This window comes from uncultured Campylobacter sp. (genome assembly GCF_937973075.1).
Lineage (GTDB): Bacteria > Campylobacterota > Campylobacteria > Campylobacterales > Campylobacteraceae > Campylobacter_B.
Genome location: NZ_CALBWL010000010.1, coordinates 1 through 15742, shown reverse-complemented (window position 1 = coordinate 15742; position 15742 = coordinate 1). Strand labels below are relative to the sequence as shown.

The 15742-nt window shown below is 43.3% G+C and carries 25 protein-coding genes; 20 read left to right on the top strand and 5 right to left on the bottom strand.

Features of this window, described 5'->3' with window-relative positions:
* The first annotated feature begins 32 nt into the window (after positions 1–32).
* The 20 genes from Q0274_RS01030 (at position 33) to Q0274_RS00935 (ending at position 12544) form a co-directional block, all read left to right on the top strand.
* Positions 33–476 carry a lysozyme gene (locus tag Q0274_RS01030; RefSeq protein ID WP_298026818.1) on the top strand — a complete coding sequence of 148 codons (444 nt, stop codon included), beginning with the start codon at positions 33–35 and terminating at the stop codon, positions 474–476.
* A complete protein-coding gene (locus Q0274_RS01025; RefSeq protein WP_298026815.1) occupies positions 454–765 on the top strand; it encodes a hypothetical protein in 312 nt (103 codons plus the stop codon). Before Q0274_RS01030 ends, Q0274_RS01025 begins: the two co-directional genes overlap by 23 nt.
* The gene (locus Q0274_RS01020; RefSeq protein ID WP_298026813.1) at positions 731–949 is read left to right on the top strand and encodes a hypothetical protein; all 219 of its coding nucleotides are present in this window, start codon (positions 731–733) and stop codon (positions 947–949) included. Before Q0274_RS01025 ends, Q0274_RS01020 begins: the two co-directional genes overlap by 35 nt.
* Positions 949–1290: a hypothetical protein gene (locus Q0274_RS01015; protein ID WP_298026810.1), complete on the top strand. Its 342-nt coding sequence runs from the start codon at positions 949–951 to the stop codon at positions 1288–1290. The genes Q0274_RS01020 and Q0274_RS01015 overlap by 1 nt, the downstream gene beginning before the upstream one ends.
* Complete coding sequence (locus Q0274_RS01010; RefSeq protein WP_298026807.1) at positions 1280–1885, top strand: phage baseplate assembly protein V; 606 nt, start codon at positions 1280–1282, stop codon at positions 1883–1885. Before Q0274_RS01015 ends, Q0274_RS01010 begins: the two co-directional genes overlap by 11 nt.
* Position 1886: 1 nt before the next feature.
* Entirely contained in the window at positions 1887–2174 is a 288-nt protein-coding gene (locus tag Q0274_RS01005; protein WP_298026804.1) for a GPW/gp25 family protein, read from the top strand.
* A complete protein-coding gene (locus Q0274_RS01000; RefSeq protein ID WP_298026802.1) occupies positions 2171–3256 on the top strand; it encodes a baseplate J/gp47 family protein in 1086 nt (361 codons plus the stop codon). The genes Q0274_RS01005 and Q0274_RS01000 overlap by 4 nt, the downstream gene beginning before the upstream one ends.
* Positions 3253–3798: a phage tail protein I gene (locus Q0274_RS00995; RefSeq protein WP_298026800.1), complete on the top strand. Its 546-nt coding sequence runs from the start codon at positions 3253–3255 to the stop codon at positions 3796–3798. The genes Q0274_RS01000 and Q0274_RS00995 overlap by 4 nt, the downstream gene beginning before the upstream one ends.
* Before the next feature lie 11 nt (positions 3799–3809).
* The gene (locus Q0274_RS00990; RefSeq protein WP_298026797.1) at positions 3810–4661 is read left to right on the top strand and encodes a hypothetical protein; all 852 of its coding nucleotides are present in this window, start codon (positions 3810–3812) and stop codon (positions 4659–4661) included.
* Between the two features lie 19 nt (positions 4662–4680).
* Positions 4681–5169 carry a hypothetical protein gene (locus Q0274_RS00985; protein ID WP_298026795.1) on the top strand — a complete coding sequence of 163 codons (489 nt, stop codon included), beginning with the start codon at positions 4681–4683 and terminating at the stop codon, positions 5167–5169.
* Positions 5170–5266: 97 nt separating this feature from the next.
* Positions 5267–5809, top strand: coding sequence for a hypothetical protein (locus Q0274_RS00980; RefSeq protein ID WP_298026792.1), 543 nt, complete (start codon positions 5267–5269; stop codon positions 5807–5809).
* A 14-nt stretch (positions 5810–5823) separates the two neighbouring features.
* Positions 5824–6987 (top strand): phage tail sheath subtilisin-like domain-containing protein, encoded by a 1164-nt coding sequence (locus Q0274_RS00975; RefSeq protein ID WP_298026789.1) that lies wholly within the window; start codon positions 5824–5826, stop codon positions 6985–6987.
* A 32-nt stretch (positions 6988–7019) separates the two neighbouring features.
* A complete protein-coding gene (locus tag Q0274_RS00970; RefSeq protein ID WP_005872454.1) occupies positions 7020–7535 on the top strand; it encodes a phage major tail tube protein in 516 nt (171 codons plus the stop codon).
* 16 nt (positions 7536–7551) lie between these two features.
* Positions 7552–7815 (top strand): phage tail assembly protein, encoded by a 264-nt coding sequence (locus Q0274_RS00965; RefSeq protein ID WP_005872452.1) that lies wholly within the window; start codon positions 7552–7554, stop codon positions 7813–7815.
* Positions 7816–7838: 23 nt separating this feature from the next.
* On the top strand, positions 7839–7961 hold the full coding sequence (locus Q0274_RS00960; protein ID WP_298026932.1) for a hypothetical protein: 123 nt from the start codon (positions 7839–7841) through the stop codon (positions 7959–7961).
* Positions 7962–8246: 285 nt separating this feature from the next.
* Entirely contained in the window at positions 8247–10574 is a 2328-nt protein-coding gene (locus tag Q0274_RS00955; RefSeq protein ID WP_298026785.1) for a phage tail tape measure protein, read from the top strand.
* 1 nt (position 10575) lies between these two features.
* Positions 10576–10950 carry a phage tail protein gene (locus Q0274_RS00950; RefSeq protein ID WP_040304114.1) on the top strand — a complete coding sequence of 125 codons (375 nt, stop codon included), beginning with the start codon at positions 10576–10578 and terminating at the stop codon, positions 10948–10950.
* Positions 10940–11125, top strand: a complete 186-nt coding sequence (locus Q0274_RS00945; RefSeq protein WP_298026781.1) for a tail protein X — start codon at positions 10940–10942, stop codon at positions 11123–11125. Before Q0274_RS00950 ends, Q0274_RS00945 begins: the two co-directional genes overlap by 11 nt.
* Positions 11119–12117 carry a phage tail protein gene (locus Q0274_RS00940; protein WP_298026779.1) on the top strand — a complete coding sequence of 333 codons (999 nt, stop codon included), beginning with the start codon at positions 11119–11121 and terminating at the stop codon, positions 12115–12117. The genes Q0274_RS00945 and Q0274_RS00940 overlap by 7 nt, the downstream gene beginning before the upstream one ends.
* A 10-nt stretch (positions 12118–12127) precedes the next feature.
* Entirely contained in the window at positions 12128–12544 is a 417-nt protein-coding gene (locus Q0274_RS00935; RefSeq protein ID WP_298026777.1) for a DUF5675 family protein, read from the top strand.
* Positions 12545–12648: 104 nt separating this feature from the next.
* Here Q0274_RS00935 and Q0274_RS00930 read toward each other — a convergent pair whose 3' ends face one another.
* From Q0274_RS00930 to Q0274_RS00910, 5 genes are all read right to left on the bottom strand, one after another.
* Entirely contained in the window at positions 12649–13962 is a 1314-nt protein-coding gene (locus Q0274_RS00930) for a hypothetical protein (protein ID WP_298026774.1), read from the bottom strand.
* Positions 13963–13966: 4 nt separating this feature from the next.
* Positions 13967–14377, bottom strand: coding sequence for a hypothetical protein (locus tag Q0274_RS00925; protein ID WP_298026772.1), 411 nt, complete (start codon positions 14375–14377; stop codon positions 13967–13969).
* Positions 14358–14759 (bottom strand): Imm40 family immunity protein, encoded by a 402-nt coding sequence (imm40, locus tag Q0274_RS00920; RefSeq protein ID WP_297989410.1) that lies wholly within the window; start codon positions 14757–14759, stop codon positions 14358–14360. Before imm40 (Q0274_RS00920) ends, Q0274_RS00925 begins: the two co-directional genes overlap by 20 nt.
* 34 nt (positions 14760–14793) lie before the next feature.
* Positions 14794–15138, bottom strand: a complete 345-nt coding sequence (imm40, locus tag Q0274_RS00915; protein ID WP_298026769.1) for an Imm40 family immunity protein — start codon at positions 15136–15138, stop codon at positions 14794–14796.
* An 84-nt stretch (positions 15139–15222) separates the two neighbouring features.
* Positions 15223–15594: a hypothetical protein gene (locus Q0274_RS00910; protein ID WP_298026768.1), complete on the bottom strand. Its 372-nt coding sequence runs from the start codon at positions 15592–15594 to the stop codon at positions 15223–15225.
* Positions 15595–15742 lie beyond the last annotated feature (148 nt).

Genomic DNA, 15742 nt, shown 5'->3' with positions numbered 1-15742 from the left:
GCAAAAGTTTTAGATAAACCGAGGAGCGAAGAATGAGCCTAATCGCAAACATCAAGGAAAACGAAGGCTTTTGCGAGCGAATATATGAAGATAGTCGCGGCTTTGCGACTATCGGCTATGGCTTTTTGCTCTCAGCTCTGAGCAAAGACGAGCTCGCCTTAAACGGCGGGAAGGTAGAGCTGATGAGTCGCGCGGTCGCCGATCAAATTTTGGCGCTGAAGCTGAAAAAACTCAAACCCAAGGTATTTGAAGTCTTTTCTTGGCTTGCCGAAAAGCCTGCAAACGTGCAGGACGTAGTGATAGAGATGTGCTATCAGATGGGTATTGCGAAGGTGCAAAAATTCGTCACGACGCTTCATCATATCCGCGCGGGCGAATATGAAAAAGCTATTGCAAGCGGACTTCGCAGTCTCTGGGCGCAGCAAACCCCAAACAGAGCAAAGAAGGTGTTAAATGGGCTACTTGCTAAATCTTAAATTTGTAGGCATCGCCTTTGCGGCAACGCTGGTCGCAAGCGGAATTTGCATAGCGCTTCTAAAAAGCGATATTTCGCAGCTAAGCACTGAAAATGCAAAGCTAAAAGCGCAGCTAGGGCAATGCGAGCTTAACCTTAGCCTGCAAAACGCCGCGATCAAGTCCCTTGAGGTGAACGCAAGCCGCCGTAACGAGGATAAGATCCAAAATATTTCAAAAATTTATGTTAGAGATAAAAGCTGTGAGGCGGAACTTGATGCGTATAAAAAACTTCTTGATAGCGCTTTTTAGCGTACTTTTACTCGGCTGCAGCGCAAAGGAGCCGCAGATAAAGCAGATCTATGTGCCTGTGCGCTGTAATCTTAAAATGCCGCTCAAGCCTGCGGCAAACGGCAGCTTTGAAGCGCATAAAGAGCTTGTGAGGTATTTTTTAAAATGCGAAGAGATAGCCAAAGACTGCACGAAAGAAGAGTGATGGACGATCTACAAACCCTACTAAATAGAACATATTGGTTTATCATTATCGCCGTAGCCTGCCTTGTAAGTGCGGTAAAGACGCTAAGCAAACCGCGAGCTACAATAGGCGGATATCTACTTGCCTTTTTAAGTGGGTTTATCGGTGCGATACTTTTTTGCTATTTAGGAGCGGAGATCACGCTTTATTTTACCGGCAGTTCGCGATTTGGGCTAGCCGTGGGCGGTTTTTTTGCATGGCAGGGCGGGGATTGGATTAAAAAACTGGTTGAGAAGATTATAAACGATAAATTTGGCAAAAAGTCTACATTCGACGATGAGGACGAACAATATGAGCAATAACCTAAATGAGATCGGCATCATCAGCGAAGTAGGCGGGGATCGCGCAAGGGTTGCGATCGGCGATATGGTTACCGACTTTTTGCCCGTATTCCAGCCTTTTGCCAATTCCTTTGCCGTAAGCTTTGCGCCGATCCGCGTGGGCGAGCAGGTGCTTGTGCTGCCGGTACGAGGCGAGCTCAATGCAGGCGTAATCCTGCGCGGTATCTACCAGACCGCTCACAAAGCGAGCCCAACCGATACGAAGATCCACGCAAGCTTTGAGGATGGCGTAACGATGAGCTACAACACCGCAAGCTCCAGCCTTGAAATTTCAAGCCCAAAGCAGATCAATATCGCCTGCGAAAACGCAAGCTTGACCGCAAAATCGGTGAGCGCAAAAGCGGACGATACGACCGTGCAAAGCGGAAATATCAAGCTTTTGGGAAATACGGTCATTCAAGGCTCAATCTCGACCGCAGGAAGCGGCGGAGGAAGCGGAAGCTTTGAGATCAACGGAAACGTAACTATTACGGGAAGCCTCAAAACAAGCGGAGATATAAGCGATGGCAGAGGCTCACTTTCTAGCCATACCAACGGCGGAGTAGCGAGGGATTAAGATGGGTAAATACTTAATAAGCGTAGAAGATAGCATAAAAGATATCCTCAGCACCCCTATCGGCTCGCGGGTAATGCTGCCCGAATATGGCAGCCGCCTTTTTGAGCTGATAGATAGACGGGTCAATGATGAGTTTCGCGCCGATTTGAGCTATTTCGTCATTGAGGCAGTGCAAAGATGGGAAAAGCGGGTGCAGATCGACGAAGTTAAATTGATAAGCCTCAAAGATCACAAGCTAAGCTTTAAAATTTTGCTTACTAACGGCAAAGAGATCGGAGTAGAGATATGAGCTTTCTTAAAAATTTGCCCTATCCGAATGTCATCGAGCAGTTGAGCTACGATGAAATTTTAAAAGCCGTTAAAGAGCTTTTTAAAAAGCATATAAATGACGATGAAATTTCGCTTCTTGAAAGCGATCGCTTTTCAGCCTTGCTTGAGACGCTCGCATATCGCGAGCTTCTTTTGCGCGCCCGTATCAATAGTGCCGTAAAATCTATGCTGCTACCTTTCGCGCAGGGGGCTGATCTTGACAATATCGTTGCGATGTACGGTATAGAACGGTTAAGGGGCGAAAGACCGGCAGCGAGCGTAAAATTTACCCTCTCTGTCGCGCTTAGTTACGATGTGCTGATCCCTGCGGGATTGGTGCTCGCATCGCAGGACGGACAAACTGCGAAACTCAAAGAGAGTTTGCAAATCAAGGCGGGGCAAACGAGTATAACCGGCATCAGCATATTAGATGCATTCGTAAAAGAGAGTGCGGCCAAATGCGAGCTCATCCAAACCCCGCTGCCTTTCGTATTGCAAGCAAAACAAGAAGGAAGCTTCGGCGGCGGCGCTGAAGTAGAGGACGACGAGCGGCTACGCGAGCGCGCCGTGCTAAGTCTAGAGCGATTTAGCACCGCAGGGGCGGCGAGCGCATACGTCTATCACGCCCTTACAGCCAACGCAAAGGTGATAGAAGCCATAGCGCTTAACGGCGGACCCGGCATCGTAAAAGTGTATGTCAAAAGCAGCGACGAAAGCGAAGCGGTGCTTGAGTCGGTGCGTACTGCGCTAAACGACGAAAAAGTGCGCCCGCTAACCGATACCGTCATCGTTGCAAATGCCACCAAAAGGGCGGTAAATATAAAAGCACATCTGGAATTAACGGATCTTTTTTTGCAGGCGGAGATCCAAAACGCTATCGATGCGGTGCAAAAAAGCCTGCCTTTAGGCGAGGATTTGAACCTAAGCCGCATCTATAGCACCCTTCATCAAAACGGCGTATATCGGGTAGGCTTGAGCTCGCCCACTGCCGATATAAAAGCGGATAAGCACGAGTATATCGTGATGAGTTTTGAGCTCAGCTTTGCAAAGGCTAATCTATGAGTATCCTACCGATCGGAAAGCCTAAATTTGACAAGAAGCTTGACGATCTTTTTGGCGTGCGTTTAGACGGACTGGATATCGGCACGATCAATATCCTCGCTCACACCGCGCCCGCAAGCATCTTGCCCCATCTGGCGGCAAGCTTTGATGTAGATATAGAGGGGCTGAGCGAATATAAAGCTCGCGAGCTCATATGTAGGGCTTTTGAGATCAAGCGCTTAAAGGGGACGCTCTACTCGGTCAGAACGGCCGTGCAAGCAGTCGATAGCGGCGCTGCGATCATAGAGGGAAATTTGAGCCAAAAATATGATAGCTCCTTAAAATACGACGGCGCGCGTAGGTATGGCTCAAACAACCACTGGGCGGAGTTTAGCATAATAGCAAGCCTACCTTTAAATAAAGAGCGAGCAAACGCTATAAAAAAGCGCGCCTTAGATGCCGCCCCGGCGCGTTGCGTGCTCGTAAGCGTCGATAGCAGAGGCGAGCTGCTATATAACGGCAACGCGACTTATAACGCCGAATTTAGCTATGGAACATATTAAAAGGAGTATATATGGCTGATCTAAAAGAAGAGATCAAATGGGAAAACGGGATCTATCAGCTCGAAACGGTCGATCTCGTCGTGGGCGGAGTAGACGGCATCAGTAATAAGCAGGCAAAGCAGCTTGCGAACCGTACGAGCTATCTCAAGAAGCAGATCGAGGATAATAAGTCCGGCGCGGATCTCGCGCTTGCGACAAAGCGCGACGTAAACGATAGCTATTCAAAAACAGAGGTGGACAAAAAGTTTACCGATACGGGCAAGCTCATCAAAGAAAAGCTCGGCAAATCCGAAACCGCCGCAGATAGCGAAAAACTCGGCGGAGTTGCAGCCAAGGAATTTATGCAAAAAGATGTCTATAAACCTAATAACGAGAGTTCGGCGAATAGTCTAGTCTTGCGAGATTCAAACGGAGATTTTGCAGGAAGATACATAACTGCGGGGCACTTTAGATTTCAAGCTCCGAATCAAAATAATCTATTTGGCAGCGACCGTGAGCTGCTCTTTAGAGTGGGCTCGGCAGAAAATGATAACTATGTAAGGGCAGTAGGCGTCCCATATGCGGCGAGTGTAATGGGGGTGCTAGGCATAAATCAAACCTGGCAATCCGTAACGCACTTAAGACAGGCAGGTGTTACATATACAAATACTACGGGGAGACCGATAATGGTCTCTATCACATCGCATTGCCTAACAGGAGGCTCTTCGAACCTAATCATAGACGGTGTGGGATTATGTATAACCGGTGGAGGGGCTGCCGTGCAGAGCTCTGCAACAGGTATAGTCCCTAACGGAAGCACTTATAAATACCAGTCATTTTCCCCAGGAAATGACTTTTTGGATAATTGGCACGAACTACGATAACAAAAGAAAGGACAAAACAATGAGATACTTCTTAAAAAACAATGAGGTCTATGCATACGATGACGAGCAAATAGCTCAAGGCTACAGCAAGGGACTACAAGAGATTACAGAGGACGAGCTAAAAGAAAAGTTAGCTCCTTCTATAGAGCAACTAAAAGAGAGCAAAACAATAGCTCTCAATGCTTGGTATAAAGATATAACTGAAAACTTCAAAGTCGATATAAAAGACTTCGGAGTAGTCGAGGGTGGATACAAAGCACTTGTTCAGATACAGGCAATAATAGATACAGCTGATGACTTAGCCATAAGAGCTTATCCTCTAGTTGACGGTAAAATGGCTAAGGTCAAAGGTGTAGAGGACATAAAGAAAATCAAGAAAGCAATACAAAGGGCTTTCACAGGACTTGGTGCGTTAAAAATACTTTACGAAGCTAAAATTAGTAAAGCAAAAAACAGCGCAGATATCGATAAAATCATATTTGCAGATACAGTACAGGAGATACTATGAGTTACGCAATCATTATATTACTATCATTAATCGTCGGCATAATTGCGCGCCCTTTCATTTTTGCTGATGTCATAAAAACAAGACCGAAGGAGCGATGATGTTTTGGATACTCAATAGGCTGCGCGGGCGATACGCATACTTTGCAAAGATCAACGCTTTGGTAGTGGCACTTTTGATATTTGCCTTTTTGGGAAATTTCTACCTTGCGATCATCTGCGGGATCGGATACCTCGCGGGCGAAGCCAAAGGCTGGGGTGTATGGGTCGGCGCGCTTGTTACCCATAGCGGTTTCAAAGATGAGCGCGAGATTAAATTTATCGAGCGCATCACCCGCAAACTCATTAAAGACCCGCGCGAGCATTGGCTAGGCTATTGCCGCGTCTGTTTGTTTCTGCGCGGGCTACTTTGGTGGCTGCCGGTATTCGTGCCGCTGCTCTTTGCGGACGTCTATACCGCACCGCTTCTAGCCATAGCTCTTGCGGTAGGTTTTCCGCTTGCTTGTGAGCTAGGATACCGCACAAAATGGACGTTACGATTTCGAGCTTTTGAGGCGAGCGATGCGTGGGGCAGGCAGGAAGTGTTTTATGGAGCTATGCAGGATGCGGCGTTTATCGCCATATATTTGATATCGAAATTTTAAACAAAGGAGAAAAGATGGCTGCAAAATTTGGAGTAAACATAACCGTTTCGGCAGGGGCGGCGCGACCGATAAGCGTGGAGAGTACTACACCCATCGGGATCGCGGGATATGAAGAGGTGCTGGAAAACGGCCTACATTTTTTTATGACGACCGATAAGGCGATCACCGCACTCGAGGAAATTTACGAGGCAAAAAAGAAAGCAAGCGAGCAATTTAAAAAAGGCTCAATCTACCGCGCGCTAAAAGCTATAGCAGATCAGGCGGTGCAAACGCAAATCATCCTAAGTGTTTTTACGCGTACGGATAATAACGACGATAGCGACGATATCACGGCTTGTAAGGCTGCAATCGAAGCATTTAAGAACGCAAAAAGCTCACTGGGCTATCGCCCAAATTTAATCATTGCTCCCGAATATAGCGGTGAGGACGCAATCAAAGCAGCACTCGAAGCTATGGCCACAAGGCTCAAAGCCACCGGTATCGTCGATCTCAAAGCTTCAAGCGCAAGCGAAGCTATCACAAAGATGGGAAGCTTCGGCACCTCTCGCCTGCTCGCTGCCTATCCTTATGTCAAGACCTGGGACGATGAAACAAACGATTATACAATGACGCCTCAATCGGCTCGTATCGCCGGAATGATCGCCTATGTAGACGGCCTTAGCGAATTCGGCTATTCTGACAGCTACTCTAACCGAGTGATGGGCGGCATCAGCGGCACGGCAATAGACGTAGACTTTGAGATGGGAGAAACCTGCACGGCAGATGAGCTTAGAGCAGCGCATATCAGCACGGTCATTCGCGAACAAGGCTTCAGGGCTTGGGGCGGAGAGACTAGCGACGTCGATAGCATTTGGCAGGATCTCGCTAGGGTGAGGATTTTTGATCGTATCTCGCAGGCTTGCCAAAAAGGGGTGTTTTTCGCGATAGATCGCAAAGCCGATCAACTCTATCACGCAAAAAGAAGCGTAGATGAGCTATTGCGGGCGCTTGTAGGAGCTAGAGTATTGCTCGGGTATGAGCTTAGCTGGAGCGCAAAGAATACTTTAGCAAATATCACGGCGGGCAAATTTTACCTTGACGTCAGAATGCAAAATAATCCAATCGTAAAGCAACTAACGCTAGATTTCATCTACGTAGACACATACGGCAAGGTGCTGATGGATGCGCTTAACGCATAACAAAACCAATAAGAAAAATTAAGGAGATAAAAATGCTTAGAAGACAAGTGCCTCAGGCAATCCAGGAAGGAAACGTTTTTATTAACGGACAAGGTTATTTAGGGGTCACTAAAAAACTTAAAATCCCTATGATCGAGTTTGAAACGATAGAGGCGAAAGGTGCGATAAGCGCAAATTATTCAGCAGGTATAATCAAACCGATGGAGGTTGAGTTTACGATCTCCGTACTCGATAAGAATATGCTTGCCGCGATTGGCCTTAATAGCTTTACAAGCCGCATCCCGTTTCTTTTTAAGGCGTCTATCCACCAAAGTGGAAAGGATGGCCCCGTGCCTTTTAGCGCCGCTTTTACGGGCGATATCACGAGTTATGAAGTCAAGGAGTTTGAAAGCGGTAATGAAATGGAGATAACGATCAAACTAGCAGCAAATTTTGTTGACATTAATGTCGATAGTGTGCCGATGGTGCTAATTGATGTCGAAAATATGATATGTCGCATTAGCGGGATAGATTACATGGCAAGCGTCAGGTCGAATTTGGGCGAATAATTTTAAAGGAGAAAAAATGGCAAAAGCAAAATCAAATGTCGTTGAAGAAAACGGCAACCAGTATACCGTAATAGCACTTAGTGATGGTAGGGAGATAAAAATCCGTCACCCAAAAGGTAAAGACCTACGCTTCGCGATGAACGGTAGCGGCGGAAACGATGCCGACATCGTTTTTAAACTCTCATCAACACTTACGTGCCTTAGTTTGGATGAGCTTGACGAGCTACAAGCAAAAGACTGTTCGCTAATCATCAAAGAGGTGGCTGCTTTTTTAGCATAGCCCACACCTTTGAAGGTGTGGCTTTGGTTGCGCATGTGCTTCATTTTTCATTCAGCGAAATAATGGATCTGAATGTTAATGAGTACCACAGATTTTTGAAAATTTCGCAAGAAATTTTAAGGGCTAGTGCGGGCAGCTTTAATTAGTTTTTAAAGCGTCGTAAATAGAGGCGATTGTGACAAAAACAAAAATTACAGCAAAAGGATTTACATCTGCTGTGGCATATAAGATACCGCCTATTACGGCAGAGACGCCCAAAGCAGCGGTTATTATGTCGGTCTGATATGATGCTTTCGTTTTCATATTATGATTTTAGCATTTACAAGTAAAAAATTCAAGACCGACTGAAAATCCTAAAATTAGGTGGACGCGAGTAATATAATTTCCACCCGCAGGCTTGACTTTGCTAAAACAAGGAGTAAAAAAAGAAAATGGATAGCACGCAAATCGGAATTTCAATATCGCTGATTACAAAAGGTTTTTCCGTACTTAGCGGCGATGTGAAAAGGCTGAACGCCCTTTCAGAAAGCCTAAAAAAAGCGGGGCGGGACGTAACGGAGCTAAATCAAAAAATATCCAAAATCAAGTCCTTTAAAGAGAAGATCGGTATCAACCAGGATAAAATTCTAGGCGAATTTTCACATTTTCAAAGCAGACTAGCGGCCATGGGCTCTTTCGGGTTACCGTTAAAACTTGCGATAGATTACGAGGATGCGTTCGCTGATATCAAAAAGGTAGTGGATTTCAAGGATGAAGCCGAAAAAGAGGCGTTTTCAAATGAGCTTTTAAGGCTAACTCAGATAATACCGCTTACCGCGAAAGAGCTTACCCAAATTGCTGCTGCAGGCGGCCAAATGGGTATTTCAAAAGATGAGCTTTTGGATTTTACGCAGATGGTAGCAAAAGTTGCGACCGCTTTTGATATGTCTGCGGATAGCGCTGGAGAGAGTATTGGAAAGATCAAAAATATTTTAAATTTGGATCTTAGCGGCACAAAAGATCTGATGGATGTCATAAACGGGCTTTCAAATTCGAATCCGGCAAAGGCCGGCGAGCTTGTCGACGTGATGAAACGAATCGGTGCCCAAGGAAAACAAATCGGACTTACAAAAGAGCAAACTGTTGCTTTGGGCTCGGCATTTATTTCGCTCGGAAAAGCGCCCGAAACTGCATCTAACGCGGCCAATAAGCTGATGAAAACATTAGGAAATATCTCAACTTCGAGCGAGAAAGAGAAAAAGGCTCTTGCCGAGCTAGGGTTTGATGTGGATTTTATCCAAGCCGGGATGAAGACGGATTCTAAAAAAATGATGATGGATTTTTTGCGCGCAGTGAAAAACATCGAGGATAGTAAGCGCGGAGCTATACTTAATACGCTTTTTGGCGATAATTACGATACTGATATCGCTACGTTAGTCGGCGGTTTGGATACCCTAGAAAAGGCCATGAACGATGTTGCGAATCCAGCAAAATTTAAAAACAGCTCGGACACGGAATTTCAAAATAAAGCGAATACCACTCTCGCAGCACTTAAACGTTTTAGGGGGGCATGGACGGCTATCGGTATTCAGATCGGAAATGCATTTTTACCTGTGCTAAACACCGTTACATCATTTTTTAGCGCAATAGCTAAATTCATAAGTTATTTTTTAAAGGAATTTCCAAGACTTTCAAAAGTAATTTTTGGCATTGTAGGTGGGTTTTTAGCAATCGTTACGCTTGCACCGATGTTTAGAATCTTGGGCTGGAGTATTGGAATTTTAATCAATCAAGCTCGTATTTTAGGTACGGCTTTTTCATTCTTAATTAAAGTCTTTAGATTAAAGTGGTTAGCCACTCTCAAGCTTAACCTGGCGTATATCGCCGTTACGGCACAAACTAAAGCCACCGCCGCCGCTACGTGGATAGCGAATACGGCAAGTAAGGCCTATGTATTTACTACGGGAATTTTAAGCAAAGCACTAACTGCGTTAAAGGCGGGATTTACTGCTGCGGGATTAGGGGCAAAAATACTTCGTATCGCGCTAATCAGTACCGGTATTGGCGCCATAGCGGTCGGTATCGGCATAGCCGCCGCATATATTATAGAGCACTGGGATGAGGTAAAAGCCTTCTTTATGGGCTTTTGGCAAAAAATTCAGCCGTATTGGGAAAGTATTGCAGCCTGGTTTGAAAAGGTCTGGAGCACGGTGGCTAACTTTTTTAGCTCCGTTTGGGATGGCGCAAAGGCTTTATTTAGCGGATCGTGGGACGGGATAGAGACGAGATTTAGCGCTGCGGTAGAGACGATTAAAGCCTTTTTTTCTCCACTTACAGATTTTTTCAGCGATATTGCTAAAAGTATTTCGGCTGCGTTTGATTGGGTAATAGATTTTTGGAAAAATACTTTTGGCGGCTTTTTTGATTGGATAGGCGAGAAAGTGAATTGGATGAAAGATATGGCACGTAGCGTCAAGGAATTTTTTGGTTTCGGCGAGGATGCGGATACTCCGCAAAAAAGCGCGATTAATCTATTTGGGCAGAACGCAAGAGGCGAACTTGCGGACATCAATAAAACCTATGCCGGGCAAACTCGCTCCGCTGTTTTAAAAACGGCGGATGGCCGCGAAGTGAATGTAAATTTCAGCGGGAATTTCAACCTGCATTCAAATGACGGGAAATTTGATTTACAAAGCTTTAAATCTCAAGTTACTCGCGGCGTACAAGACGCTCTCAGGCGCGACGAGCTTAACTCCCAAAATACGGACGTAAGGGGTTAGAATGGTCTTAAATATCGGTGGCTTTAAATTTGAATGGAAGCAGACGCTTGGTATTGACATGCAGACTGATTTTAGCATTGAATCGATAGATAGAATCGAAAATCACCCGACTTTATTATCCGCTGCGCTGGAAAGTCAGACTATTAGCGTATCTGCACAGACATTGCCGTTTAGAAACGACGGGCAAAATGCGTTAAAGGCACTTTACATATTAGCGGCGACACGACAAAGTTATCCTTTGGTAGGCGGTAACGGTAGATATTTCGGTAGGTTCGCAATTATCAAAATCAGTGAAAAGAGGGCTATTTTTACGCCAAACGGAGCATTTTTAACACAAAATTTCACAATGGAGCTGAAAAGAGATTATGATATATAGAGCGAAAGATGACGAACGGCTAGATCAAGTCGTTTATAAATATTACGGCCATTTGAAGTATTTTGAGCAGGTTTTGGAGCTAAACGCCAAACTAGATCCAATATTAAAAGCCGGGGATATCGTATTGTTGCCAGAAATTGAGGAAGCGACGAAAGAGCAGGCAAAGCTATGGTGAGAAAACCAAGTTTCAAGCTTGAAGCAAATGGCAAAAATATCACAGATGCCATCAAAAGAAACCTTTTAAACCTAAATTTCGACGATAAAGAGGGATACAAAAGCGACGAGATCAGCTTTCAAGTGTTTGGGATCTACGCCAAGCCCGCGTTTGGCGAGAAATTAAAGCTTTGGCTTGGTTGGGCGAATGATCTTTCATCCGCAAATCAAGAAAGCGGACTTTATTTTTGTGGCTCTTTCAGCGTACAAACGGTAAGTAGGGACTATAAAGCTAAAACAACTGAAGTGCGCGCAACCGCTGTAAATTTTGCCAGTCCCCAAAAGGATAAAAAGCGATGTAGCTGGGAAAATACTTCAGTTTTTGCGATCGCAGGCAAAATAGCCGAACAAAATAATCTAAACTTAAAAACTACTGGAGCCGATCAGCCCGTTATGTCTGAGCTACAAGACGGGATCAGCGATATAGAATTCCTCTACACGCTTTGTTTTAAACTGGGCTATAAAGCATTTATTAAAAACGATACCGTGATCGTAACTCCCAAAGAAGCAAAGGGTGATGAGACTCAAACAAGCGGGACATCAAAAAATAATAGCCTACCCGAATTCAGTATAAATCTAACCGATCTAAGCTCCCTTGAAATTACGGAAGCAAATCGAAATAGTTACACTGCGGTAATTTTAGAGTGGCAAGATATCTCAAGCGGAAAAACTAAAAGCATTAAAGTAGGCAAAGGCGAGCAGGTTTATAAAATGCAAATTCCTGAGCCAAAAAGCGATAATGAGGCTTTTAAGCGCGGTGAGGCTAAATTAAACGAGCTTCAACGAGGCGGCATTAGTGGCAGGTGTGAGACTTTGGGCGCAAATATAGTAGCCGGGGGAAAGCTGAAATTTAAAGACGCTTTAGGGCTTGAAAAAAGCGAATTTACCATAAAGTCCGTATCGCACAAATTGAGTGTTGAAAATTACAGTGTAGAGATAGAATTTGAAGGGTAAAGGAGTAAAAATGGTCTTAGAAATCGTTAGATTTAAAGAGATTGATGATATGACGCTAGGGCGCTTCGTATTGCGTGACGGCGAAAAAGAGGTGCTAAAAGGATATACCTGCGAGCCTGCGGGTCCTGATACCACACAAAGCGGCATGGATAGACGCATACCGCAAGGACAGTATCAAATAACTTGGCACGATAGCCCGAAATTTAGAGTTCGTCTGCCGCTTTTATGGAATGAGCTGGTACCAAAAACTCGCTGCATATTGATCCATTCGGGCAATAACGGACGCAATACCGAGGGTTGCGTACTGCTAGGCTCATCCTTGAGCGAGCACGGAGTGAAAAACTCTCGCACGGCTTTAGGCGCACTACTTGCCACCGTAAAAGGGCAAGAATTCGCAGTGCAGATTAAAAACGAGATAAAGGAATGAAATGAGCGTTTTAAAAGATACTATGACACGATAGAAATACCAATTGTAAATTGCATTTAAAATGATAGTGGTTTCGGTCTCACTCTCATTTTAAATGCAGGATACTATCGTTTTAAATGCGCGGTAACAATAGTCTTTTTAGGATGCTTATCGAAATTTTCTAACCCAGAATTTAAAATTGCACTTCCTTGAGAGTGCCCTATGACTACATTGTCATTTTTTATCTCATGCCCCACCTGTTTCGCAATTCCTGTAGTAAACGGTAGCATATCCGCCAGACTTTCTAAAAGATCGGGCAAGAATCCCCTACTTGGATTATATAAGACCTTATAATCTTTGCCTACCATATAGCGAGCCTGATCTTTTGCATTATCTTCATCTGTCAAAATCCCATTAACAAAAGCCCTCTTCGATTTTGGATTACCTAGTATCTTAAATTTAGGATCGCCCGTTACTATCGCCCCTATGTTAGCCAACAAACCTCCGTTGTTTTCTTCGCTAGGGATTAAACCCAAAGAGCAGGTGCCTAAGAAATTTAGCCCTTTTGCAATGGTTCTTTCAAAAGCGTTGTTTGAATTTTCGCTCGGCATATGGTTTGACAACGCATCCGTAAGGAGTAGAAGCTCTTTTTTGATTTGATCTCGTCCATCCTGGCTAAAAAATCTATGATCTATATCAGCCTTTGCGGATGAGTACAAATTACTATTTACGATATCTTTTTGTATTTTAGCCGTATCTCTATTTAGTCTGCTTAGTTCATCCGAGCCAGCTTCATTATTGATTATTAGATTACCGCGTCCTACGGTAGCTAAAGTTTTATCTAGGCGTACCGAATGCGACCTACTTAGCGATACGCTTGATGAGCTGAAATTTTTACTATCTTCCTTGGCTACTTTTTCTTTTATGGACTTAATCGTATTTTGAATATGCTCGGCACTCAAGTCGTCTTGTTTTAATCTATCGTTCTCTTTAGCTTCAGCGTTCTTACTATCACTAGCTTGGCTACCTCCATCTTTACTTCCGCTTCCCTCTCCCTGTTGAGGATCTTTAAAAGCATAATTGGTTCCTATGCTTAAAGAATTTGATTTGTCGTATCTGGTGTTGCTTAAATTTGAAAAAGTTAGGGTATCTGTTTTTAATCTAAGCTTGCCGTTATCTATGAAATTTCCGCTCTCATCATAGTAGCCTGCAGCTATTAACGATCCTTTCAGATCGGTATTAGATCCTACTTCTATGTTTAGCTCTTTAGCGGTTATACTAGATAGCACGGTCTGCTTTACCATAGTGCTTGATTTGGATCTGGAGTAGTTGGCGTTTATGCTTGAAAGCTTTGAGCCCTTGTAGCTTACGAGGTTATTTGCTTTTAATAAGCTCGCAGCCATTATATTGACACAAAATAGGGCTACTATTAATTTCAAGCACTTATTCATATTTATTTTCATCAAAATTATAAAATTGAATATTCTCAAAATTTTCTAATTCAAGATATGCTTCGCTTGCAACATTATAAATCTCTAGCCTACTTACATAATCGTTATTGTAGAGTAAGAAGTTGGTTTCATATTCTCCTTTTGTGAACACCATAATATCTATTACTGTAGTGTTTATCGGGAAATTTTCTAACGATAGCTTTTCCGTACCTTTAGGCTCTTTGAATTTTATTAGCATATAACCTACTTCCTTTATCACGCTATCGATCTTTATAAGTCTGAGATGAGATATTAATTCATCTCTGCCTTTAAATTTATATCGAAGCATTATGTTAAGCCATCTTTCTACGTTAGGCGGTAAACTCTTGTTTATAAAAAATTGATCATTTTTCTGTTTGTTCATTTGGCTCCTGTAGGATGGTATATGGACCGATAGCCGGGCAGTATGCAAAGTCATCTCCGTTTCTGGCGCGATAATTAGTGATGTATCGAACCGCTAGTTCGAATGCATCGTCACCGTCATCTCCATCTTTAATGCTCCAGCTATCGTATGTGATGATGGGCTCATTACCGCTTAGGCGATATACGTCTCCTCCGACGATAACCATATCTTTGCTTTTTGCGATTTTAAGCACCTCCATTACATCGTCGAATCTCCAAGCGATATCATAAATTCCGTACTCCTCTCTTAGGCGTATACCGCGTTCTAGCAGATCTTGCGGCACGATATTTACGTAATCTTCATCTATAAATAACCTCGCATCTTCATCTTTATTTATAAACATAATCTCTCCTTTTCAATATTGGAAGCTAAAATTTTCATTTGAGCACTCGCCCAGGACAAATAGTTGGGCAATATGCAAAATCATCTCCATTTCTAGCGCGATAATTGGTGATATATCGGATCGCTACTTCGAATGCATCGTCATCTCCCTTGTTCGTGTACCAGCCATCGCCTGTGATTATGGGCTTATTACCGCTTAAGCGATATACATCTCCTCCGAGGATAACCATATCTTTACTTTTTGTGATTTTAAGCACCTCCATTACATCGTCGAATTTCCAAGCGATTTCATAAAAACCGAGTTCCTCTCTTAAGCGAATACCGCGCTCCAATAGATCCTGCGGCACGATATTTACGTAATCTTCATCTATAAATGACATAATCTCTCCTTTCACTTTATTTTTGGGTTAAAAAATCTATGTTTGACAGTTTTGCCATCATTTCTAGTAATATTTAAAAATTTGCTAATCCAAGAATTCAATATTCTCAAAATTTTCTAATTCAAGATAGTCCTCTCCTGCAATATTAAAAATCTCTAACTCTTTTACACATTCACCCCAGTGAAGTATAAATTCTGTTGTGTAGTGCAAATTGTTAAACACTAACATATCTATCGCCGGATATGGTATGCCTTCATAATCTAGTAAATTTTGATCCACTACTTCAAAGACAAAGGCCTTAAAGCCTGCGTCCTCCTCAATCTTTTTAATTCTTAAATTATTAAGCTGCTTAATAAGTTTATCCTTACCGGAAAACTCATGCTTTAGCATAATATTTAAAATTTTATTTAGCTCCTCACTAAAGAAGGGATTATGGAAGATCTTTTCTTGGTCCAAAGTACGTTCCTATGTTAATATTCTCAAATATCTTTTCTATTCTATTTTTTGGCATAATACCAATTTTATAAAATGTATTATAGTTTTTCATGATAGCAGTTTCCTAGAATTTTGCAAAGCCCATACGAAATTTTCGAGCTCTACGCAG